Here is a 20,223-nt window from a genome sequence, read left to right as displayed (position 1 = left end):
AAACACCTCGCTAGTTTGCCAGATGGCTCAAACCACGTCGCTTCAATTCCTTGCGCACACGGTCTTTCCAGCGTTTATGTACCCATGAAAAGTCAACTGCTCCACGTTCCAGTAGGTTGATGTACATGTCGATTTTGGCTTGGTCTAGTGTAATCTTACTCATTGCTGCTACCTCCATTGTCTTCACTAGGGCTCTCTTGGTTTGTCGTTTCAGAAATGTCATCTTCTTTCTCGCTTTCTTTCTTATCTTCTACCGCTGGGGTTGGTTGTGCTTCTTCAGCTTGGTTTTCTGTGTCCGTAACCTGAGGGGTGTCCTCGTCGGTCTCCTCCTGGTCAGACTCTCCTTGAGCTTCCAGCTCCTCCAATCGCGCTAAGATATCCTCAATATCCTGAGCATTCTGGAGATTGACCTTCTGCATGCCATCCATGAGCTGGTTGGCTCTCTCCAGCGCTTCCGTCGTCTTAGCCAGTTGTTCTTGGTTCTTGACAATGGCGCTAGTCGGGTCCAGTTCAGTGCGAACCAATTCCAAAACCGCTTGGATAAGGGCGTCCTCACTATCCTGTGTGTGGTCACCTGGCAATTCGCACTGCTCATAAGAATAGCGCCCCTTGTTTTCCATCTTGATTGCGACAACTGTTACATTTTCCCCACCTTTCAAGTAGGGATTAATTGCTACTTCGTAATTCATTCCTTATTTCCTTTCATTTTCGCTTGCGTTTCGTCAAAAAGTTCTTTAAGCGCTGGGTCATATTCCAGCACCGCCTTAAAGGCCTGTAATTCAGCCAAAGCCAGCCTATGGTGTACATTTAAATGCGCATAGTTCAATTCGATATCAGCCAAACGGTCGACGAGTGACTCAGCGACTAGCTTGTCGATTGTGTGATTATCCATGTCTGTTCTCCATTTTTTCTATTTTTTGATTTAATTCTTGAATGGCCTTGATTAAGTAAGGCACCAATTCAAATGTGCGATATGAATATGCACCGTCAGGATTCTCATAGAATGCTTCAGGGGCATATTTCTGGACATCCTGAGCCATGATACCACATGAGATATCCTCAATTTGGCCATCGTATTCTTTACGATAGCTGTAAGTCTTCAGCTTTTCGATGACATCTAGACCAGATACTTGACTGTCTTGAATATTTGATTTATAGCGACGGTCTGAGATTCTTTTATTCATCTCAATCCAGTCGCTACCTCCGTTACCTTGTCTATTCAAATATAGCCAGGTACCTCCTTGTGAAGTATCTTTCCATAATTTATTATATATAGGTGAGTAAAGCCACTCACCGCCACTATAAGTGATACGACCAGACACCCTCAAACTACCATTTATCACTGCTCCATTTGAAAACGACGGTTGACTATAAAAATTCACTCTTGATCTATCCGAAAAGTCAACCCTACCGTGGAAATTTGCTCCGTTTCGGCAATGCATGTTTCCTAACGTTGTCACATACCAAGCATTGGGGCCAGGACTGTTCCAATTGTAACCCCAGTTCGCCCAAAATGCGGTATTTTCGCCATTGTAGCTTCCGCCTTCGCCGTTTCCCATGCCGACCGAGAATTGGTTGACACCAGAAATCCAGCGACCTCTTCCTTGAGCAAAACGACCAATTGTAAACCCTCCTATTTGACCCTGATAAGCTTCTAAGAAAGTCGAGCGATTCACAACTGATTCAATCTTAGTCGCAAAGATACGTTTAGAAGTTAGTTCTCCAATAAAGGCGTCGTTGGCAATAAGTTTTCGAATAAAGGCATAATCAAACTTTACCTTATCAGCTGTGACCGCTTCGGCAGCTAAAACAGCTGTCGTTACTGAACCTGATTCAAAATTAGCTGTCTTCAACTTATCAACCATGGCAGACTTGATGACTGCTCTGTCAATCAGGGTCTCGCCTGTTATATGGGTTAATTTCCCAACAAAGCGGTTATGTCCATTGGCTCCTAGATTGATACCCGAAATCAAATCACCTGCACTGTTGATGTTTTGAACCAACCAGGAGCCAGCTAGTTGAGTCATTTTTGTTTGCGTTGCTTCAAGCTTCTTATTCGCATCTGCGACTGCATCTTCTGGATGTGGTTGCCATGTTCTAGGTTTATAACCTTTGTACAAGTCAACTTCTGTAATATACAAATCAGCTGTTCCTGATGATGAGCCATTGTTCTCAAAACGAATGTAAGCATTATCCATTTCTCCGGAATTAAAAGTTACTGAGACATCTTCGCATCTAGAGGTAGATAGTTTCTTGCTGCTAACAACTTTCTTAAAGATTGTGAATCCATCGCTCTCGCCTGCTCTTCGTCCCAAAATATAAACATCATAGCTTGCTAGAGCACTGTTGTTAAATCCTCTAAAATTCAGTACATAGTCAGTATTTCGTTCAAGATTAAAACGGTGACTAGACAAAAAGTTTTTGTTTTTAGTTGCATTGCTTAAACGCATAAGGTCTTTCTGCCCGTTGTGATAAAAGCTATGCTTAACCAATCTTCCTAAATTTTGAGTTGAGACCCATTTATTCGTATCATTTTTAAAATCACTATTCTTAATGAGGTTAGGGCCGCTTACACTATATTTCCCAACCTCAACCTGAAACAGTTGATTGGTCATAGCCATGCGAGCAACCTTATCCGCAATTCCATTTTCAGTATTGCCCAAAATCCGCTCGTAAAGTTCACTGGTTTCCTTAACACGCTGGAAGTCAGTAGTCTCTACCTTACCTGCCAGTTGATGGGATAGGTTCGCAATGTTCCTGGTCATATCCTGCTTATAAGTTGTTATTTGGCTTGAAATATCCCTAAATGTCCCGTCGGCAGATTGACGATAGCTAGCTATTTGGCTAGTTATTTCTCTATTCGCACTCGTTTTAACTCCTTCAATTCTCCGATGAATCCCCTCCACGTCTTCTTGATAGCTTGATTTCCCTACATAATCTCTGGATATCTGCTCACGAACTGCTCTTGCTTGTCTCGCGCTCTCCTCACGAGTATAGCGCTGTAAGCTTTCCTGTCTTTGACCATCTTGAGTAACATAGGCCTGAACAGCCGACAAATCCGTTCGCAATTCCTGCGCTGTTCGCTCAAAGCTAGCCTTAGCTTGTGTGATGAGACCATTGGTGTCTTCAAGCGCTGGACTCCAGTCTGTCGCTAGGGTACCTTTTTCAAGTTTAATCCTACGAATGAAAAGAGTTCCTTCGTATCCTAAATCTGAATTGAATAGGATCATCTGTAGCTTGGATTCAGAGGGCGCATCCTCTTTAAAAAATACCGGACCTGTAAGCCTAAATCGCTGCCACTCCCTAGTCGCAGTGGACTTTTTTTGTCCCTCTATACCAAAGCCATTCCCACCATTATGCATCATGTGGAAAGGAAAAGAACCATCAACTTCATCGAGTTTATAATCAAACGAGAGAGTCCAAGTTGTCCCAATATCGGACTTTGAAAGATAGGGATCTAGATTATCAAACACAAAACCAAAACGAGACTGTTGAATTTTCTCGGAATCACGATAATAGTTCCGACCACCAACTTGCATATTTGAAAATTCTTCTCGCAATTTTCCAGCTTCAGCCACAACTAAGGTCTTATCTGCCTTGTCCTTGGTTGCGTTCAGGATTTCCTGGCGGATAGAGCCAGCTCGCACCTCAAATTCAGCCGTACTAAGCTTCTGATTTAGTTGGCTCTGGGTATCTCTTTCTAACCTCCTCACAGACTGCCTAATATTCTCAGCAGTACGTTGAGGGAGCTGATATCCGCTTTGGTTCTGAGACCTTCAGTCAAACGCCTCACTCCAGCATCAAGCGCATCAGCGCGCTGATTAAAACGAGAGGTCATTGTTGAAATACGAGTAGAGCTCTCTTCTTGTATACGGTCTATCTGACTCGTCAGAGTCTCTGCTGTTTGCCTGACTTCTGATTTGTTAGCTTTCCCTTCCATTCTGTTCGTCAGTGCAGTTAGCCTGCCTTTAGTCGTCTCTTCATATCTTGCCTGAGAGCTTCTGACTCCAGCCAAGTCATTCTTTATCTGACCGAGAGCTTGAACTTGTTTGGAAATGTCAGTTTTAAGTTGCCTTTGCTTGGAGCTTATATCATTGGTAACTGTCTGCTTTAGAAGATTCAAATCACCCGACAAAGCCGTCTGAGCACTCCTAGTCTGCGACTTAAACGCTTCAAGTCTAGCAACAGAATCCAGCCCAATCCGCTTGGCTTCCTGAGCAAGAGAGCTACTTGCGCCAGCTTGTTTCAAAGCTTCCTCAGCCTTGCGCCTTGATTCTCGTAAAGGTTCATCATGAAAGCTATTGAAACGCTGATTGATAGTGTCAGACACTTCTTGCTTGACTTCTTCCGCCTTAGCCTTGGCAAGTTCGATGGCATCCGTGATAGCTTTCTCACGCTTAGTAAATTCAGCGTCAAAGGCTGCGTCTGCTGCTTCTATCTGCGCTTGGATTTTGGCTTCAATGCCATCTTGTTGCTTAATCTGCTTGGTAATCGTACCCTCGTAAGAATACTGCGTATCATTTCCAGCTTTACTATCTGCGCTGATACGACCTCTTAGACCACCTTTGAAAGTAAAGCTCTGACTTAAGACAGGAACTTTAAAGGTTTCTTTCTTGTTGGTCTGAATGGTTACCCACTGCCCAACCTCAAGCAGTAAATGCCCTTGGTAGTTGAGATTATACGGATAGTAAGTCAGGTTTTTCAGCTTGTAATACAGGTCATTTAAAGCGCTCTGGGTCATGAAGACATTGTCTAGTTCCAAAGACCGACCTGTCTTCATACCAACCGTAAGAGGCTTCTTATCTGTCTTACAAGTAATACCAGCTATCTGATACTCAATCTCACTCTTGGTTAAACCATGTAGGAAGTAACTGTCTGCGTTTATCGTGATATTTGACTCAGTTAAATCACGGATTTCCATCTTCCCTTCTCGGTTGAAGAAACAAGACATCCCTATCATCTGAGTCATAGCGCTCAGCATATCCCTAAATGAAAGTTTCTTTCCTTCAGGAACTTGCTCGACATGGTAACGCATCGCGCTGATTCCGAAATAGTCATTCGCTAACTCAATGCCTGTTTTCAGGCAGATTTCCTGAATAACCTCTCGTACTTCAGCTGGGAAATGCAAATCTGTCACATACTCACGATTGAGCTTAAACATACCATCCATAAGTTCAAGTGTGGTTGTGTTGCGGTTTCGGTCAATCTCAATATCGTTGATGAAGTATTCCCCCATCTTGACCCACTGGTAGGTATCCCCAACCAGTAGACCAATCTCAGGGTGCAGGGTATCCAGCTTATTGAACGTGGTAATGATACTGGTAAAGGTAATTTTACCGCTACCAGCGCAGGTTCCACCAGGCTTATAAGTATCGCCCTTGATGTAGCCATACTCAAAACTAGCCTCTTTGATATCCCGTGAAGTATAATCACCAACACGAATAGCCAGCGTCCTTTCCTTGGCAAACATGGCTCTGTCAAATTGTCGTCTAGTTAAAGCGTCCATTTTCTTACCTCTCTACCAGATTAAATTTAGCGCCAGACCAAGGTTTAAACTTCTCAGTAAAGGTATAGCTAGGAGCTGTCCTATCACCGACATAGAAAGTCTTTGTGACTTGGCCATCCATGGGGTCTGGATAAGACACCTCAAAAAATTCAGATGATACAGCATGTAAAAGCTGACTTAATTCTCCCTGAGTCATCATACCCCATTCACAGTCTAGTTTGCGTTTGGTCGTGATACGGTCACGCACCATGTCGCCATTGGCATTACGCCCTGTCTCTCCATCGATATCTTGAATACCGACTTGAAAAGATTTGGGAGGCTTCACAGCCACCCCATTGGTTGTCAATTGTGCCATTTAACCTCCTAAATCTTGAGCAAGGTTTGACCTGCTCGTTCATGTTCCTTGTTAATTTCTTGGATGGCTACCCGTCCGAACTCATGGCCTGCGATTTGAATAACGATGTCGCCGTCGCCAGAAAATCCACCTTGTGGACCAACACCAGCCATGGCATTTACTACCGCACTGCTGACTACTCGCCCAAGTGTTTGGATAAATCCTGTATTTTCAAGTGGTACGACCGCCTCTTTACCTGCTTCACCAATCATGGCAATAGTTGGACTATCAACGATACCACCACGGGCAAGACGAGGAAGGCTAACTGTGCTTACACTTCCAATCCATCCCAGACCAGGTAAGTTTCTGACAACATCTAAAACACCATTAATCATGCCGATGAAGCCATTGACCACATTTTCAATCGTTCCAAGAACCGCATTGACTGCGCTCTTAAACGCTCCACCTACTGCCTCGCCGACCATCTGACCAGCATTAACGAAGATACTTTTGACAGTATCCCAAACGCCTTTAAAGAAGTCGCCAATAGAGCTAAAGGCATTTTTAACAGCGTCAAAAGCTTTTCCGAATATATCGCCAAACCAGCTTGCTACTTTGGAAAGTGCACTTGTAACATCGTTCCATCTCTCGCCAAACCAAGAACCTAGTTTGCTAAAGATGTTTGTTAAGCCAGTCCATGCTTTTTGGAACATATCCGTAAACCATGCCCCGATATTAGCTAAAGCACTAGTCACATCCGCCCAACGTTGTCCGAACCATGAGCCGATTGGTGTGAAGATATTAACGATAGCGTCCCACGCACCTTGGAATACACCAGAGAACCACTCTCCGATGCCAGAGAAGATGTTTACAATAGCATCCCATCCTTGCTGGAACTTCTCGCCAAACCATTGACCTATTGGCTCAAAGATTTCTTGTAGCTTCGTCCATAGACCGCTGAAAAATTCGCCAATCGCTTGACAAATACCACTGATAAAATCACATAGTCCTTGCCATGCTGTTTTAGCAAACTCAACAACAGTGTCCCAATTTTGGTAGAGCAAGACACCAATAGCAATTAAGGCTGCGATTGCTGCAATAACTAAGGTTATTGGACTTGTCAAAACTGCTAACGCTGCATTAAAAGCCCATGTTGCAGCTGTAGCGACTCCTGCTGCCACAGAATGTGCAAATTCCGCCGCGGTTGCTAATCCCATTTTCGCTGTATGAGCAGTCCATGCTAGAGCTGATTTACCAAGTTCTAAAGCAGTTTTCCCTAGCTGTGCAATTGTTTTACCTGAATTGACAACAAAATCTTTTGCGTACAACGCATTCAAATAGATGGTTTCTCCGAAGCTGACCAATTTATCAAATGTCAAAGCTTTCAAAGCTAGTCCAAGATTTTTAATTCCGCTAACAATAAAGGAAACCTTACTACTTAATAATTCGAATGCTCCTGCAAGTCCCCCGGCTTGTTCAGCCCATGATAAGAAATTAATTGTTTGCCAAGCTGTTATCAAAGCCAAGATAGGTTCTTTGTTTTCTTTACACCAGTCAGAAAAAACGGTGAAACCATCTGCCACTAACTTAATAGCATCCGCCAATAGTCCCAAAGTGGCTAAAAGGCCACCTCCCAATAAATCTGAAATTCCTTCAATACTAACACCGAATACTCCTGATAAAAACTCAGCAAAAGGTTGCCAAGAATTCTCCCAAAGTATTTGAATAATATCAATTAGCCCATTAAAAGCATTAGCAATAGAGTTAATAGCAGGGACTACATGTTCATCATAAACACGACTTAAGCCATCGCCAAATTTGTTAACAGACCTTTCAATGCTCTCAAATACAGGCGCAACAGTATCTAATAAACTTTGGAAGACTGATGAAATTTTAGGAGCGCTTGTCACAACGACTTTTTCAAAACCTTTAAACAAACTTCCTGCTAATTTGCTACCGACTTCAACAATGGTAGATGTCAAGCTTAATAGAGTTGACACAATAGCACTACCTATACGAACCGCACCGGTTGAGGTAATGACGTCGTAGAAAGCACTAGAAAATGCCTGAGCGATGTTTCCTACTGCCTCTGCAATGTTACCAATATTATCAAACAAAGCAACTAGCGCCCTGGTAATGCGTTCCTTTTGCCTTCCAAGACCATTTGCAATACTTTCAGCGAGGAAAACACCGATACCTAGCCCGATAGTAGCTATTGAGCCTGTCACTTGCCCTAAAGCATAAGCGATTTTCTCAGCCATGCGATTAAAGGCATTCACAACCCTTGGGTCAGTGGCGATTTCTCCCATTGTCTTAGCTATTTGGTCTAAGGCGGTCTTAATGCGTTCAATACCTTCTGGCCTAAATGCTGCATCAAAACCTTTTTTGAAGAGGTCAAACAACCCTTTAAGCTTGTCTCCTAGCCCGTCAAAAATGCTCTTGAACTGGTTACCCATGTCGGTCAACTCGACTTCTGGCAAGATGTCTTTGAAAGGTCCGCCACCGCCTCCCTTTCCTTTACCACCTTTGCCACCACCTCCACCGCCAGAACCGCCTGCATCATCGTCTTTTGGTTTTTGTAAGATATTAATCTCGTCAAATCCCAAAAGACCTAGCAACTCTTTAGCAGCTTTCTTAGCGTTTTTGGCTGAGTCTCCAAGATTATCAGCAAGTCCTCCTGCTGAATCTCCAGCGTCGTCCACTGCATCAGCAAGGTCTCCTGCTCCGCCTGCAGCGTCTTTCATGGCGTTACCCATGTCTCCAACTGCACCACCAACACCATCTTTTACCGTAGCTTTCTTGTTGAACATCAAAGCGATAAACTCAGCGAGTTTAGCAGTAACATTCTTTAAGACCATGGCAAAAGAGTTCAAGACAGGCATAATGGCATTGATAATCGGCAACATAGAGTTACCAAGGTTCAATGCAGCGTCCTTCATCAGAGACTTAAATAGACTAATACGTCCATTTACAGAATTGGACAAGGTATTCCCATACTTTGCCGTAGCCTGTTCCAGGATAGCCATAAGGCGGATTTGTTGCTGGGTTTGGTAGTCCAACTGTTGCCAGCTTTGTCCGTTTGCAAAACGTTTAAAGGCTTCAGTAGACTCAATCATAGCCACATTGACGTTGATTCCTAGGTCTTCTCAATAATGTTATCGCATGGCTTTTTATCCATACTTCTTACAATTTCTTGTAAGTTCGGCATATATTTTCACCTACAACCGAATTGTCTAGGTGCTCACCACTCGTGGGGATATTTTATTCTATACTTTTTGACAAAACAAAAAGCACAGGTTCAATCCCTATGCTCTACGGTGACCAAGCCTTTTTAATTGCTTAGTTTACCTCGGTATCGTCATGTTTTAATTACTTAAAATTTAGAGTTTTACCGATTTTGGTAAGTTCTTAATCCGCCTATTTCTAAGCGGTGCGACAAAAGTCTATCGCTTCCGTATTCCCTAGCAAACCTGAGCGAATCCGCTCCATAACGTCTGTAATCGTGCGCCCAGAACCTTCAGCAACAACTGCCGACGTCTGCAACATCTTAGCAGTATAAGCGCTTAGCTTGTTGGTGTCTTTGATAAATCCAGAAAATAAGTTTGAGTAGACTGCACCATAGTTAGTAGCCTCGCCCACACCCATATTCATGGCATTAGCGTTATCGTTAACCCATTTTAAGAAAGATTGCGAACTCTCACCCATCTGTCGCTTAATTTGGTTCATAGACGCTGATACTTCAAGAGCTGTCTGCGTTGAATACATCCCAACATCAAGCAATTTCTTACCAAGGATTGCAAAACCAGCAAACTTAGCCAGCTTACCAAACGTACTACCGATTGAATTCGACTGTTCACGAACTTTGGCAGTGGCATTTTTCACTTGGTCAGATGTTCCCTTGACCTGATTCTCGACTTCTTTCATCTTCTTCCTGAAAGGCGCTATCTCAGCGTCAATCATGACTTTCAATTCGTCAAGAGTTGCCATTCATTTCCTCCTTCCTTTTGCGATTGTGTCTTTCTGCAAAATCACGCATCCGTTCCTTATGCAACAAAAGCGCTTGTCTCTGTCGTTCCTGTTCTACTGCTTGTTGTTCTTCTACAAACAACTCAGGCGCATATTCCCAGAACTCAAAGACCTTGGCATCTTTGGATAACAATAAAGAAACGTGATTGGAAATCATCTGCGAAAGTCTGTACGAGTCAATAATCTTCTCTTTACGCTCTTGGATTTTGACACGGTTGTAGCTTTCAATCATTTCCCTGATTTCAAGCACCGTTAAATCCCAAAAATCAAGAGGCTTACCCCCGATGTCCAAAAACATAGGATAAAGCCTCTCAATAATCTGCGTTACCGTTAAGATTACTCGACTACTGTCATTTTCTTCTTGGAAATTTTCTTGTCCTTGCTTCCTCGTGGAGTAAAACCCGACACTTCAAAGAGTGGCATTAAAACCTCTGTCATGAAGGTTGTTTGGTCTCCACCATTATCCACGTATTCATCGTATAGATCGTAGACATCCTCAAGAGAATACCCATTCTCATACTTTTGCAAAGCTCCATGAATCAAGAGCAATACAACTTTTAAAGGAGGCAAAGGAAACTCTTCGCCAGCTTCAGGCATGAAGATTTTCAGTAAGTTCATACCGATTTTTTCTTCAACTTTTGCTGCTTGATGAGATGAAAGTCGTAGTTTTAACTCTTTCTCATCGCTAATCTTCCAAATTGAGTAAGGTAACGCCATTTAATTAACCTCCAAGACCGTCTGTAAATTCCAATTCTGACTGCAATGCAATCTTAAGTGTGAACTCGATAACGGCATTGACACCGCCACCGCCCAGTTTAACAGATACTTGGCCTTCAAAATTGACCTTAGTACCGTCTGGATAAGCTTGTTCAAAGTAGAGTTTCTTCTTGTCGTCTGCTGCCTTACGCAATACACGGTAAGGAGCAGTTTCGCTTGAATTGTTATAAGAGAACTTGTATTCCAATTCCCCTGCATCACCAATACCAAATTCGTACTTCTTAACTTTATCTTCAAGAGTAGTGTTCTCTACTTTTTCAGGTTCGATACCAAACTCTGGTACTTCTTTCAATCCAACAAGCTTAGTATAGCTACCTTTGGTTTCGCTATAAGAAAGCGTAATTCCGTTTGCTAACATGTTTAATTCTCCATTCTAAATTGAAAAACAAGCTCTGAGTGTAAGTCAACAACCCCTTCAAAACGCATGACCTTATGTCTCAAATGGGACGGGTCTGGCACGTCTTGGCAGTCGGTTCTTCGTAAACCTAAAGACTCAAAAATCTGATTGATTTTAACAGCTAACTCACTAGTGCTTGTATCATCAAAGATATCCACCTTGTAGCGGATAGAGGATTTTTGTTCCTGGTCATCAAACCAATCACCCGGCTTGTTTTGTTCTTCCAAAAAAATAACGACTGGAAAAGTCTCCCAATCGCTAGGATACGTATCAGTCACATTATCTGCAACCTTTTGCAATTCTTTATAAATAACAGGCTTGATATTAATCATTTTATTTGTTCTCTTATCTTTCTACGGACATAATCCGAAATATTCTTAGACACACGCTCTTGATTGTCTCTCAAAGCTGGATAAAGATAAGGCTGAGCAGGTTGACCATACATCTTGTAGAACTCCCCAATCTTTTGAAAGTGGTAAGGCCCTACATTGATTTGGTCTTCATGCACATACCACGGACTAGAGCGATAAGTCACGCTGACTTCTGGAGAGATACCAGAATGGCTAGCCTGACCCTTGGGTCCTGTTCCAAACTCAACATAAGGAGCATAGTGTAGATTTGTGTAAACCTCACCTATAGCCTTATCTCCGTCCATTTTAACCCTAGTCTTGATACTGTTTCTAAGTTCTCCATTGTTGCCTGGTGCTAGTCTTTTAGCATCGGCTTGGACAACCTTTATAGCAGCATTGTGTACCGCACGTAAAACGATATCCTCGCCAGCTTTTTTACTAGCTAATCGTCTACATTTAGCTATGAGCCTATCTGCCCCTCGTAGCTCTGACACGCTCTAACTCCAAAACTTGATGATATGTGTAGACCTTTTTAGAGATAACCCTGTGAGTCACTTCCGTCGGGCTATCGATACACACACCATCTTTCACTTTGATAGTAGCTGACTTGTTGGCATTTGCGTTCAAAATGTCGTTGACACGCTCACCATACAATTCAGATTGTAGTTTACTACCAGCTGGCCGCAATTCAAGGCGGACTGTCTCAGCTTCCTTGGCATACCCTTCTTTTGCGACACCTTCCTCTGTGACAGTCTTTTCAAACCGTCGCATTGGATAAGGTTTCAGTCTACTCTGCTTCAAAAACATGGCCTGCCACCCTTGCTAATCTGTGCATGCGTATACGCTGTAAAAGACCCGTAGACAGGCCGTTTTCTCCGTAGACTACTGCTATACCACCCTCGGTTCTGGAATGCTCTCCTTCCGCTCCTGAGCGATTGTGGAGCTCGATAGCGACCTCAGGTATTAAGAGGCTTAAAGCAGGTGTCAAAGATGTGCGGTTAGTCTCTGATAAGATAAGATTTGTAGCCCTCGTTTGGAGCAACATGAGAAGCTGAGTATCTTCTTCGCCTGTCATTTTCTTCAGCAACTCTATAGACATATCAATCCTCTTCTAAAAACTCAGGCTCAGGGAGAATTTCCTCAAGAACGTCTGAGATAGCGACACCATTGCTGGCGAAATTATCTGCCAGCTCGGCATAGCGCTCCTCAGTAATCTCAAGTTCCTCTCCTGCCAGTCGTTTCACATTTAATTCCCAGTCATAGAAATCTTGTTTGATTTTAAATTTCACTTTTTAAATCCTCCAACACCTCTACAATTTCAGCTTTTGATAACTTATAGGCACCAGTTATGCCAGCTTCTTTAGCTAGATTCTTCAACTCTTCTAAAGTCTTATTTTCTAAATCAGAATACTGGCCAGCTTGCTCCTCTTGGATATAATGACGTCGTAGCAATAAGCTCATATCATCACCTCTTACTCACCGAATTTTACAACTCGTGTAGGGTCGTATAGGTAAACACCGTAGTGTTCATCACCAGTGATGACTGTTGTCTTTTTAAGGATGTCACGGTCTGTTTCGATAGCCACATCACGTTTTAGCAAGATGACAAAAGCTCCATATTTATTGGCATCATCTGTCTGAGTTTGACTAGGAGAGACTTTGACGATAAAGCCTTTACCTTCATCAACTTTTTTAGAGCGTACAATTTGCACACCAGCTGCTTCACCGAACGTTCCGGATACAACCATATCTGCGCCAAGCTCTGAACCTTTAGTCCATTCTTTTGCTACGTCAGTTTTTAGCTTGATAGCATCTTTAGGGTTGATGATAGCAACATATCGCGCATCTTCTTCGTCCTCAAAAATCTCAAGAGCTTTATCAATAGTCGCTAGAGTTGTTGGAGCCTCTGCAACGTGCTGTGTTGCAGTCTGAGCCACCGCTACCAAATCATCATCAATCTTGTTAGCAATAGCCAAACCAAGCTGGTAAGTGGCTTGACCTAGTGGGTCACCAAGACCTGACAAAAGAGCTTCATCGGTAATTTCATAACCTTTAGCAGCCTTTTTGATGGTCATAGTAGTCTTTTTAGTAGTCAATTTGTCTGGAGAAATAGCTTGACCTTCTCCAACCTCAGTCGCATCTCCTGCGTACTCCCATGCTGGAACTGTTAGAGTGTTCCCTGGTTGTCCTTGGAGTGCTGTTTCCACATAAGCAAGTGGAGTAAATTTAATCAATTTAGGTAGTTTAGCGGAAACCATGTCCGCCATCACTTCTGGGTTAACCATAGTGGCTAGTTTAGTTTGTCCTGCTGTCATTTATTTTAACCTTTCAATTTCTTATAGAGTTCTGGGTTCTTTTGATAGAGTTCATTTCGACTCTGATAACCCATGCGAGCAAATTCTTCTTTTGTGATACCGTCACTATCGACTGGTGCTTGCTTCATTGGAGCTCCGCCTTTTAGCTTTTCTTGTACGCCTTTTTGCACGGCTTGTTCCCATGATTTCTGTAATACAGCGACAGATTGAGATACCGTCTCTGCGCTTGTCAAATCAACTACATTCACTAACTCAACAGGTAAGTCACGTTCACTTAGCATTGCTTTAGCCTCTGCGGTCAATTCCTTACGAGCAATAGCCTTTTCACGGTCAGCTAGTTCTTGCTCACGCTGATCCAACTGATATTTCTGTTTTTCATCAGCGTTCATCTTAGCAAGCTTCTTAGCTTCGTTTTCCTTGGCTTCTTGCTCTGACTTCCACTTGGCAAACTTCTTATCGATGATAGCATCGACATCTGCGTCCGTGTACTTCTTCTCGTCTTGCGGTTGTTGTGCAGGTTCTGCAGGTACCTTTTGTTCTTCAACCGTTTCGACTGTTTGTGTTTCTTCGTTCATTGCGAACCTCCTATTTTTAAAGTCGTCCCCGACTGTAATTTCCATAGCTTTTAGTGTCTTCAATGCTTGGACAATATTAAAACCGTACGGGATTCCATACGGTTAGGGCATAAGAAAACCGCCTCGATTTCGATGCGGTTTATAGTGGTTTATTGCAACAAAAAAGCGCCTAGATTACTATCTAAACGCAAGATAGGCAGGACTGTCGGGGCTCCTGCATTTCTCGACCCACTATAAGTGGCGCGTTGGTGACAGATTCTCAACCTCTATCTTTACCAAAAGTATAGCACTATTTTTCCTTTTTGTAAAGCGTCAACATATTTTTTCCATTCTTTTTAACTTGACGAATCCCCACCTTGTTAAAGTGAATGACTAGCATTTCATCTCGTGGCACCATCACCGCTTCCATAATGACCTTATCTTTGTTAGGTATTTTTACATATGAAATAATTGATTTTTCAACCCTCTCTGAATTATCTAGAATCAAATAAGGTTTTTGAACCGCCTCTTTTATTAACATAAACTCATCTAAGGAGTACTGTTGTCCATGTCTCACTAATGAAGTAGCTAAACTACTAACATCTATATAAGCAGAACTTACTCCTATCAATTTTGCTATATCGCTCGAAAAATTACCTAATTCATATTCAGATTCTAGCAAGTCTACAAGTTGTTCTTTCGATAATCCACCCCTCCCAATTTCATCCCATGCGTTACTAACATCAGAAAACAATTTTGGGGTATTATATCTTGAAACGGTTTTGTCACTTTTCTTATAATCTTGTATTTCATTTTTTACATCTTTCGCAACATACTTGCTATACCACTCTTTATAAGTCATATCGGCAGGCACGTACTCAACTTTACCTGTCTCTGGATTCCTTGCTCTGCGCTTCAAGTTGCTGTAGTCTGCGTCCTCATCGTATCCGACAGTAGTAGACCTACACCAAGGGTGCATAGGCGGACAATTGACACCAGGGACAGCCTTATCCCTATCATAGACCTGATTGTCATGCTCCTGACAAATGCGTGATGTACGCTTGTCTAAGACGGCCACAAAGATATACTTCTCTATATCCGCTTCCTCATAGTTGAGTAGCTCCATTTGGTTATGAAAAAAGGCTGATTCTGTCCGAACCAAACGCCTTGCATCGTTCTGCCCCACATTGAACCGCTCAGCAATTGCTTGTGCCGTTTCTCGTGTTCCTCTTCCTGTCATGAGGCTCATGAGTAGTTCATCTTTTATGCTAGAAGTAAGCTTCCCCGTATTCTTCCAGATGTTTGTTGAGTAGGTACTTCCATCTCCTACCCAACTAAAAGACTGTAGATGTTTAATCTCGCTCTCAGGAAGCCCAGAAAAGCCATATGCCAGCCCTGTCTGCTGTTGCAGGTCAAAGGTAGCCTTGTAGTAACTATCCTTCATCAGGTCACTATAGAAGGCGTCTGAGCCCGTCTTCTCTGAATGATAGATAGATTCACGCATACGATCTAAATCATCACTCAAACGCTCTAGGCGCTTCATACGAAAAGAATAAGCTGGGCTGTCTAAGTCAGCTAGTAATCTTTGAATGTTCGGGGCATTCGGTCTTGCTTCAAGTACTTTACGAAGTTCATTCAGATTTTTCTTGTCTTTCATGTTCTTCAAAACTTGTCTAGCGTCTACCTGACTTAGACCATAATCACGTTGGAACTTATCAAAAATCTTATTGACTTCCTTATCCAAGTAAGTCTTGGCTTCCTGATAGACCTTATCGAACTGGTCTGCCTGCTTTTCGGCCTTGTCCATCTGCTGGTAAATCAGATTGGCTTTCCTCTTCGCCCAATACTCCTGATTCTTCATCCTCTACCTCGTCTTCGGGTTTCGTGTTGTCTTGGTTAAACATCGGCATGTCTTCCATGTTCTTCTTTTTCTCTTCTTCCAAGGCTTCTAGCTCAGCATCAGGGTCTTCCACAAACGGCAAGAGAGAAATAAGCTGTCTATTGGTCACTTTACCTTCCAAATTGTTCACAATCTGAGAGATTTCCAGCAAGTTTTTGGGCAAACCACGACTGAATTGTGGAACGATTGAATGAGACTCTAAAGCAATCTGCTTCATGCCTAAGTAATGAGCAAAAATCGCAATACGCTGACGCAATCCTCGCTTATAGTTCGCTTCCTTGGTCTTAGTAATCATCTCAAGGCCCATCAGCTTAAATTCCATGGCTACGCCTGATGTATTCCCTGCGAAATTCTCATCAGTCAAATTAGGCACATGGCTAAATGTGTAGATGTCCTCTTTAAGAGCTGTACGCAAGATTTCCGTAGCACTTTCATCCAGCGTATTCTTCAAGAACTCGGCTCTTGCACTATCGCCCGGCAATTCCAAAAGACCTTCTTCAGAAAGAATCTTCATCGCTACCTTGGCATCTTCTGGAGTGTCTGCTAACTGTGTGCCATATAAGACAAGGATAGACTCTACTGCCTGCTCCTTATCGTTGACACGGTTACCCATCAAGGAATTATAGGCATCAATCAAGCTAATCTGTTGCTCGTAGTCGCCAATGGCAAAGTGATTGTTGCGATACTCGATAATTGGGATTTGACCAAGGTTGTGAGGTGTTGCCTCCTCGCTCTGAGTTGTTCCTGAATCTGTACTTCTCAGCACCATGTGATAGTGCAGATTTTCGGTAAAGACCTCAGCCTGGTACTTGGTAGTGTCTTTCGTATCGTCTTTTACTTCATAGTAATAGACCGCAAACAAAGGCTTCCGCTCAATACTATCATCGTAGACCATGAAAGTATTCTCCGGATCAATACTAGTTGAGTCCAACTCAGTCATACCCTCTTTAGCATAGATGTACTCGTAAGCACGACCATAGATAGCCATGTTCAAAGCATTCTGAGCATCTACTTGGTCAATCTCAGCACCATCAAAGGCTGTAAGTAGTTCATCGATATCACCGTCAGCAGTATTGTTATACTTGATAGGATTGCCCATAAAATAGCCCGTAGCCGTGTCTGCGATATCCTTGGCATGATTAGCTACCGTCTTGTAATTCGGTGCGTTCACGTTGCGTCTCGTGTGTTCTAAGATAGCATGCTCACCCAAATAGTAGCTTTTAAGCTTCTTCAAATGTGAGCTTTCAGTGTTATGTATCGTTATCAATTTGTAAATCAGGTCTTTCTTCAAAGAACCCTCATCGTATCCATCCCGTGGATAGGTTAAATATTGGTACATGTCTTTCCTCTCTATAGACCATAATCAGAACGTCTGCGGACGGTTGCTTTCCCACCTTCGATACATTGAAGGCTGTAACGTAGAGCATCCATCAAGTGGTTGTTTTTATCTTCTGGTTTATTCAGCCAATTTCCTTCTTTGTCTTGTTGATAACAATAGCTGTAAAATTCATCCATGATGTTTTTACAGTCTGGATGCACATAAATAGCGTATCCTTGTAACTTGGACACGCCAGCCATAATGCTATCCTTACCTTTACGACTCTCTTTAATTCGAGTTATACCATGTTCTGACCTTAATTCCTCAATCAGTCGTAATTCAGCGCTATCAGCAATGATTTGTGAGCGATGATAACCTTTGTCCTTTATCATCTTAGCAACTGCTTTGGTTATAAGACCGACTTTATACGCCTCATCAAAGACATAAATCTCTTTCGTCGTGTCATTTATCAACGAACAACACAAAGCAGTTGGATCATGAGTGAAACCAAAGTCAAGACCGATACATAATTTATTAGCTGAATCTTGTAGCAATTCATCTTTATTGAACTCTTTGACAGTCACGTTCTCGTATATTAAACCTTCAGCAACTCCCCATTCGCCATCGCAGACGATTCTAGCACGTCTAGGGTTCGTATGATACAAATCCTCATAGCGTTTGATATCGACTTCATCAAGCCACTCGTTGCATTTATAAGTAGTCGTAGTAGCGAATGTATCAGCTCGTCTCGTTTCTTCATCAAAAAACACACGTTTGAGCCAGTGCCTCTCATTCCACGGGTTAAATGTGACTGTGATTTGTTTAAAGAAATCAGGTACGTCTAAGCTACCACGGATTGACTCAACAACCGTACTGAACTTGTCTTCAGTCTCAATTTGATACGCTTCCTCGAACCATGCCCAACAAAGACTGCCGACATCGACCGTGATAGATGTGATTTTGAGTTCATCATCCAAACCACGGAACAGAATCTTTTGCCCAGTCGCTTTTATTGTTATTTCAGGCAAAGACTCGTTGAATTTAAATAAATGAGTCACACCTAACACATTACACGCCCATTTAAAATCCGTATAGGTAGATTGTTTGTTTGTATTCGAATATCTACGAATGACAAGCAAGTTAGCCCAAGGATATTTCAAAAGACGGACAACAAAATTCAAAGCAGTCGTCTTAGACTTCTTCGAACCACGGGAACCTTTTACAACACGATAAAGATTTCTTGATCGCCAAAACTGACCATATCCAATTCCTACCGTCTTAGGTAGGTCAACAACAATATCGTTCTGTTTAATCTGGTATGTCTGACTCATTCGCAAACACCACCGTTCCAGAAACGTCTGCCTCTACTTTGTCTGTCCACATCTTATGTCGCTTACCTAACAATTCAAGAGCTTTATTCCTATCGCTGTTCTTTGTTGGGTATTCGACAAGTTGAGGGATTTCATTGTAGACTTTTACAGACTTACCAGTCACGGGATCAGTCATCAACTCAGCTACTTTCGTCGTGACTACTGTTGTTTCTTTCGCTTGTCCCGACGCGATTTCTGACAGCATCACAAGAATTTGTTTTTGAGTTAAGATTTTTTCATCTTGCAATTCCTCCATTCGATTTTTGATGTAATCAGAAATTCCGACATTATCCAACAATTCAGAAGATCTTGCTTTAGCATATTTCTCACTATACCCTGCTTTTAAAGCTGATTGATAAGCATTACCTGAGATGATGTACTCATCTGCGAATCGTCTTTGTCTTTCATTCAATTTTCCATCACCTCCTTTCACAATAAAAAAAGTCACACGATGTGCGACCTTCCTGCAAGACGACTACTACCTTGCGTGTGTATTAAATTTTGACTTCTTTTTTATTTTTTGTAGTCTTTACAACCTCTGAGGGAATCAAACCCTCTAGCTTATAACTTATCCGGAGTATAATTAGCTACGCAATCATGCAAGGTCTAGTCGCTCCGCAACCATTTGTAAGTTAATGAGTGATATATGAATGCTAAGCCTACTGCCTACCCCATTCTGGGACACAAACACTCAAATGACAGCAGCTGGAATCGAACCAACTGGTCTAGCAGTAAAACGCACGTTTGGTAAAAGTTTCAAGGAGACCCAAACAACCTGCTAACCTGTCCTTACTGTCTAAGAGGCCGAAACCTCGGAAAAATATAATAAATTATAAAGGAGACGTCAATTGACCTATCACTTGACAATACTATTCTACCATGTAAAATAAGCCATTTCCTAGCAATTTACTTGCAAATATCTCCCAAAAATTTACGAAAGACAATCAGCTTACCTTTTCGATAGGCTTCCGCAAATTCCAAAGCGCCTCTGCTAAGCATGCGGTAGAACTCACTTTCAGAATAGCCTAAGTCCATATAGATAGCCTTGTCTGATAATTGGATTTTCATATCCATGTACTTCTTTGTGATAACCTGCCGAACGTATGGATCCATAATGCAGTTCACAGCTCTCTCAATTTCCAAAACCTCTGCCTCTGCATCCACATGTTCGATAACCATATTCTCAGTGGCTGTGTTCTTACCAGTAAACGTCTTTGGTTCAAATGAGTAGGTCGTTGTAATTTTAGGCAAATACTCAGCGCCTGCCATCCGGACATACGAGCGATAACTCTCTAGAACGTCATATACATTTTTTTTGGTAAATTGCACGTCAACACTTTTTAATAACCTCACAACATCGCTCCTTTATGATATAA

At 42.3% G+C, this 20,223-nt stretch carries 23 protein-coding genes and 1 pseudogene; all 24 read right to left on the bottom strand.

Translation table 11 applies throughout. From position 1 onward, the window contains the following. Positions 1 to 10: 10 nt before the first annotated feature. Complete coding sequence (locus HT701_RS03470; RefSeq protein WP_000036642.1) at positions 11 to 163, bottom strand: hypothetical protein; 153 nt, start codon at positions 161 to 163, stop codon at positions 11 to 13. After that, positions 156 to 689 (bottom strand): hypothetical protein, encoded by a 534-nt coding sequence (locus HT701_RS03465; RefSeq protein WP_001105679.1) that lies wholly within the window; start codon positions 687 to 689, stop codon positions 156 to 158. Before HT701_RS03465 ends, HT701_RS03470 begins: the two co-directional genes overlap by 8 nt. Then, positions 686 to 892 carry a hypothetical protein gene (locus tag HT701_RS03460; protein ID WP_000368698.1) on the bottom strand — a complete coding sequence of 69 codons (207 nt, stop codon included), beginning with the start codon at positions 890 to 892 and terminating at the stop codon, positions 686 to 688. The genes HT701_RS03465 and HT701_RS03460 overlap by 4 nt, the downstream gene beginning before the upstream one ends. After that, positions 885 to 3,713: a tail fiber domain-containing protein gene (locus HT701_RS11835; RefSeq protein WP_345889972.1), complete on the bottom strand. Its 2,829-nt coding sequence runs from the start codon at positions 3,711 to 3,713 to the stop codon at positions 885 to 887. The genes HT701_RS03460 and HT701_RS11835 overlap by 8 nt, the downstream gene beginning before the upstream one ends. Further along, positions 3,710 to 5,506: a pblB gene (locus HT701_RS11830; RefSeq protein ID WP_345889971.1), complete on the bottom strand. Its 1,797-nt coding sequence runs from the start codon at positions 5,504 to 5,506 to the stop codon at positions 3,710 to 3,712. The genes HT701_RS11835 and HT701_RS11830 overlap by 4 nt, the downstream gene beginning before the upstream one ends. Positions 5,507 to 5,510: 4 nt before the next feature. Beyond that, positions 5,511 to 5,861 (bottom strand): DUF6711 family protein, encoded by a 351-nt coding sequence (locus HT701_RS03450; RefSeq protein ID WP_172931222.1) that lies wholly within the window; start codon positions 5,859 to 5,861, stop codon positions 5,511 to 5,513. 8 nt (positions 5,862 to 5,869) lie between these two features. After that, on the bottom strand, positions 5,870 to 7,957 hold the full coding sequence (locus HT701_RS03445) for a hypothetical protein (protein WP_138699298.1): 2,088 nt from the start codon (positions 7,955 to 7,957) through the stop codon (positions 5,870 to 5,872). Between the two features lie 1,324 nt (positions 7,958 to 9,281). Further along, a pseudogene (locus tag HT701_RS03440) lies at positions 9,282 to 9,827 on the bottom strand (hypothetical protein); the annotation flags it as partial. Then, entirely contained in the window at positions 9,814 to 10,164 is a 351-nt protein-coding gene (locus HT701_RS03435; protein ID WP_055387706.1) for a hypothetical protein, read from the bottom strand. The pseudogene HT701_RS03440 and the gene HT701_RS03435, both read right to left, overlap by 14 nt. A gap of 38 nt (positions 10,165 to 10,202) precedes the next feature. Continuing rightward, a complete protein-coding gene (locus HT701_RS03430; RefSeq protein ID WP_023937152.1) occupies positions 10,203 to 10,583 on the bottom strand; it encodes a DUF6096 family protein in 381 nt (126 codons plus the stop codon). A 4-nt stretch (positions 10,584 to 10,587) separates the two neighbouring features. Further along, the gene (locus HT701_RS03425; RefSeq protein ID WP_000880679.1) at positions 10,588 to 11,001 is read right to left on the bottom strand and encodes a phage tail tube protein; all 414 of its coding nucleotides are present in this window, start codon (positions 10,999 to 11,001) and stop codon (positions 10,588 to 10,590) included. A 2-nt stretch (positions 11,002 to 11,003) separates the two neighbouring features. Further along, positions 11,004 to 11,372, bottom strand: a complete 369-nt coding sequence (locus tag HT701_RS03420; RefSeq protein WP_000608236.1) for a hypothetical protein — start codon at positions 11,370 to 11,372, stop codon at positions 11,004 to 11,006. Continuing rightward, entirely contained in the window at positions 11,369 to 11,884 is a 516-nt protein-coding gene (locus tag HT701_RS03415) for an HK97-gp10 family putative phage morphogenesis protein (RefSeq protein ID WP_138699293.1), read from the bottom strand. Before HT701_RS03415 ends, HT701_RS03420 begins: the two co-directional genes overlap by 4 nt. Further along, on the bottom strand, positions 11,859 to 12,197 hold the full coding sequence (locus tag HT701_RS03410; protein ID WP_138705323.1) for a hypothetical protein: 339 nt from the start codon (positions 12,195 to 12,197) through the stop codon (positions 11,859 to 11,861). The genes HT701_RS03415 and HT701_RS03410 overlap by 26 nt, the downstream gene beginning before the upstream one ends. Next, complete coding sequence (locus tag HT701_RS03405; protein WP_000021225.1) at positions 12,178 to 12,489, bottom strand: phage head-tail connector protein; 312 nt, start codon at positions 12,487 to 12,489, stop codon at positions 12,178 to 12,180. Before HT701_RS03405 ends, HT701_RS03410 begins: the two co-directional genes overlap by 20 nt. A 1-nt stretch (position 12,490) precedes the next feature. Next, complete coding sequence (locus tag HT701_RS03400) at positions 12,491 to 12,679, bottom strand: hypothetical protein (protein ID WP_000669344.1); 189 nt, start codon at positions 12,677 to 12,679, stop codon at positions 12,491 to 12,493. After that, positions 12,669 to 12,851, bottom strand: a complete 183-nt coding sequence (locus HT701_RS03395) for a Rho termination factor N-terminal domain-containing protein (protein ID WP_000054933.1) — start codon at positions 12,849 to 12,851, stop codon at positions 12,669 to 12,671. The genes HT701_RS03400 and HT701_RS03395 overlap by 11 nt, the downstream gene beginning before the upstream one ends. Before the next feature lie 11 nt (positions 12,852 to 12,862). Further along, positions 12,863 to 13,705 (bottom strand): N4-gp56 family major capsid protein, encoded by an 843-nt coding sequence (locus HT701_RS03390; protein WP_172931221.1) that lies wholly within the window; start codon positions 13,703 to 13,705, stop codon positions 12,863 to 12,865. A 5-nt stretch (positions 13,706 to 13,710) separates the two neighbouring features. Then, positions 13,711 to 14,280, bottom strand: a complete 570-nt coding sequence (locus tag HT701_RS03385) for a DUF4355 domain-containing protein (protein WP_001001558.1) — start codon at positions 14,278 to 14,280, stop codon at positions 13,711 to 13,713. A 289-nt stretch (positions 14,281 to 14,569) separates the two neighbouring features. Next, complete coding sequence (locus HT701_RS03380; protein WP_166728095.1) at positions 14,570 to 16,120, bottom strand: minor capsid protein; 1,551 nt, start codon at positions 16,118 to 16,120, stop codon at positions 14,570 to 14,572. Beyond that, positions 16,029 to 17,498: a phage portal protein gene (locus HT701_RS03375; protein ID WP_138705325.1), complete on the bottom strand. Its 1,470-nt coding sequence runs from the start codon at positions 17,496 to 17,498 to the stop codon at positions 16,029 to 16,031. The genes HT701_RS03380 and HT701_RS03375 overlap by 92 nt, the downstream gene beginning before the upstream one ends. Positions 17,499 to 17,509: 11 nt before the next feature. Further along, positions 17,510 to 18,808, bottom strand: a complete 1,299-nt coding sequence (locus HT701_RS03370; protein ID WP_119919690.1) for a PBSX family phage terminase large subunit — start codon at positions 18,806 to 18,808, stop codon at positions 17,510 to 17,512. Next, on the bottom strand, positions 18,786 to 19,295 hold the full coding sequence (locus tag HT701_RS03365; protein WP_023933896.1) for a terminase small subunit: 510 nt from the start codon (positions 19,293 to 19,295) through the stop codon (positions 18,786 to 18,788). The genes HT701_RS03370 and HT701_RS03365 overlap by 23 nt, the downstream gene beginning before the upstream one ends. Before the next feature lie 458 nt (positions 19,296 to 19,753). Further along, positions 19,754 to 20,200, bottom strand: coding sequence for an ArpU family phage packaging/lysis transcriptional regulator (locus HT701_RS03360; protein WP_054388425.1), 447 nt, complete (start codon positions 20,198 to 20,200; stop codon positions 19,754 to 19,756). Between the last annotated feature and the right edge of the window lie 23 nt (positions 20,201 to 20,223).

It is taken from the genome of Streptococcus sp. 10824 (assembly GCF_013276595.1).
Classification (GTDB): Bacteria; Bacillota; Bacilli; order Lactobacillales; family Streptococcaceae; genus Streptococcus; species Streptococcus pseudopneumoniae.
This window is presented reverse-complemented; position numbering and strand designations above follow the sequence as displayed.

Excerpts from the sequence above, each read along its gene's own strand:
- HT701_RS03385 (WP_001001558.1), bottom strand. The coding sequence starts at position 14,280 with ATGAACGAAGAAACACAAACAGTCGAAACGGTTGAAGAACAAAAGGTA.
- HT701_RS03375 (WP_138705325.1), bottom strand. The coding sequence starts at position 17,498 with ATGTACCAATATTTAACCTATCCACGGGATGGATACGATGAGGGTTCT.
- HT701_RS03410 (WP_138705323.1), bottom strand. The coding sequence starts at position 12,197 with ATGTTTTTGAAGCAGAGTAGACTGAAACCTTATCCAATGCGACGGTTT.
- HT701_RS03420 (WP_000608236.1), bottom strand. The coding sequence starts at position 11,372 with ATGATTAATATCAAGCCTGTTATTTATAAAGAATTGCAAAAGGTTGCA.
- HT701_RS03380 (WP_166728095.1), bottom strand. The coding sequence starts at position 16,120 with ATGAAGAATCAGGAGTATTGGGCGAAGAGGAAAGCCAATCTGATTTAC.
- HT701_RS03390 (WP_172931221.1), bottom strand. The coding sequence starts at position 13,705 with ATGACAGCAGGACAAACTAAACTAGCCACTATGGTTAACCCAGAAGTG.
- HT701_RS03425 (WP_000880679.1), bottom strand. The coding sequence starts at position 11,001 with ATGTTAGCAAACGGAATTACGCTTTCTTATAGCGAAACCAAAGGTAGC.
- HT701_RS03450 (WP_172931222.1), bottom strand. The coding sequence starts at position 5,861 with ATGGCACAATTGACAACCAATGGGGTGGCTGTGAAGCCTCCCAAATCT.
- HT701_RS03460 (WP_000368698.1), bottom strand. The coding sequence starts at position 892 with ATGGATAATCACACAATCGACAAGCTAGTCGCTGAGTCACTCGTCGAC.
- HT701_RS03435 (WP_055387706.1), bottom strand. The coding sequence starts at position 10,164 with ATGTTTTTGGACATCGGGGGTAAGCCTCTTGATTTTTGGGATTTAACG.
- HT701_RS03465 (WP_001105679.1), bottom strand. The coding sequence starts at position 689 with ATGAATTACGAAGTAGCAATTAATCCCTACTTGAAAGGTGGGGAAAAT.
- HT701_RS03395 (WP_000054933.1), bottom strand. The coding sequence starts at position 12,851 with ATGAGCTTATTGCTACGACGTCATTATATCCAAGAGGAGCAAGCTGGC.
- HT701_RS03405 (WP_000021225.1), bottom strand. The coding sequence starts at position 12,489 with ATGTCTATAGAGTTGCTGAAGAAAATGACAGGCGAAGAAGATACTCAG.
- HT701_RS03470 (WP_000036642.1), bottom strand. The coding sequence starts at position 163 with ATGAGTAAGATTACACTAGACCAAGCCAAAATCGACATGTACATCAAC.
- HT701_RS03370 (WP_119919690.1), bottom strand. The coding sequence starts at position 18,808 with ATGAGTCAGACATACCAGATTAAACAGAACGATATTGTTGTTGACCTA.
- HT701_RS11830 (WP_345889971.1), bottom strand. The coding sequence starts at position 5,506 with ATGGACGCTTTAACTAGACGACAATTTGACAGAGCCATGTTTGCCAAG.
- HT701_RS03430 (WP_023937152.1), bottom strand. The coding sequence starts at position 10,583 with ATGGCGTTACCTTACTCAATTTGGAAGATTAGCGATGAGAAAGAGTTA.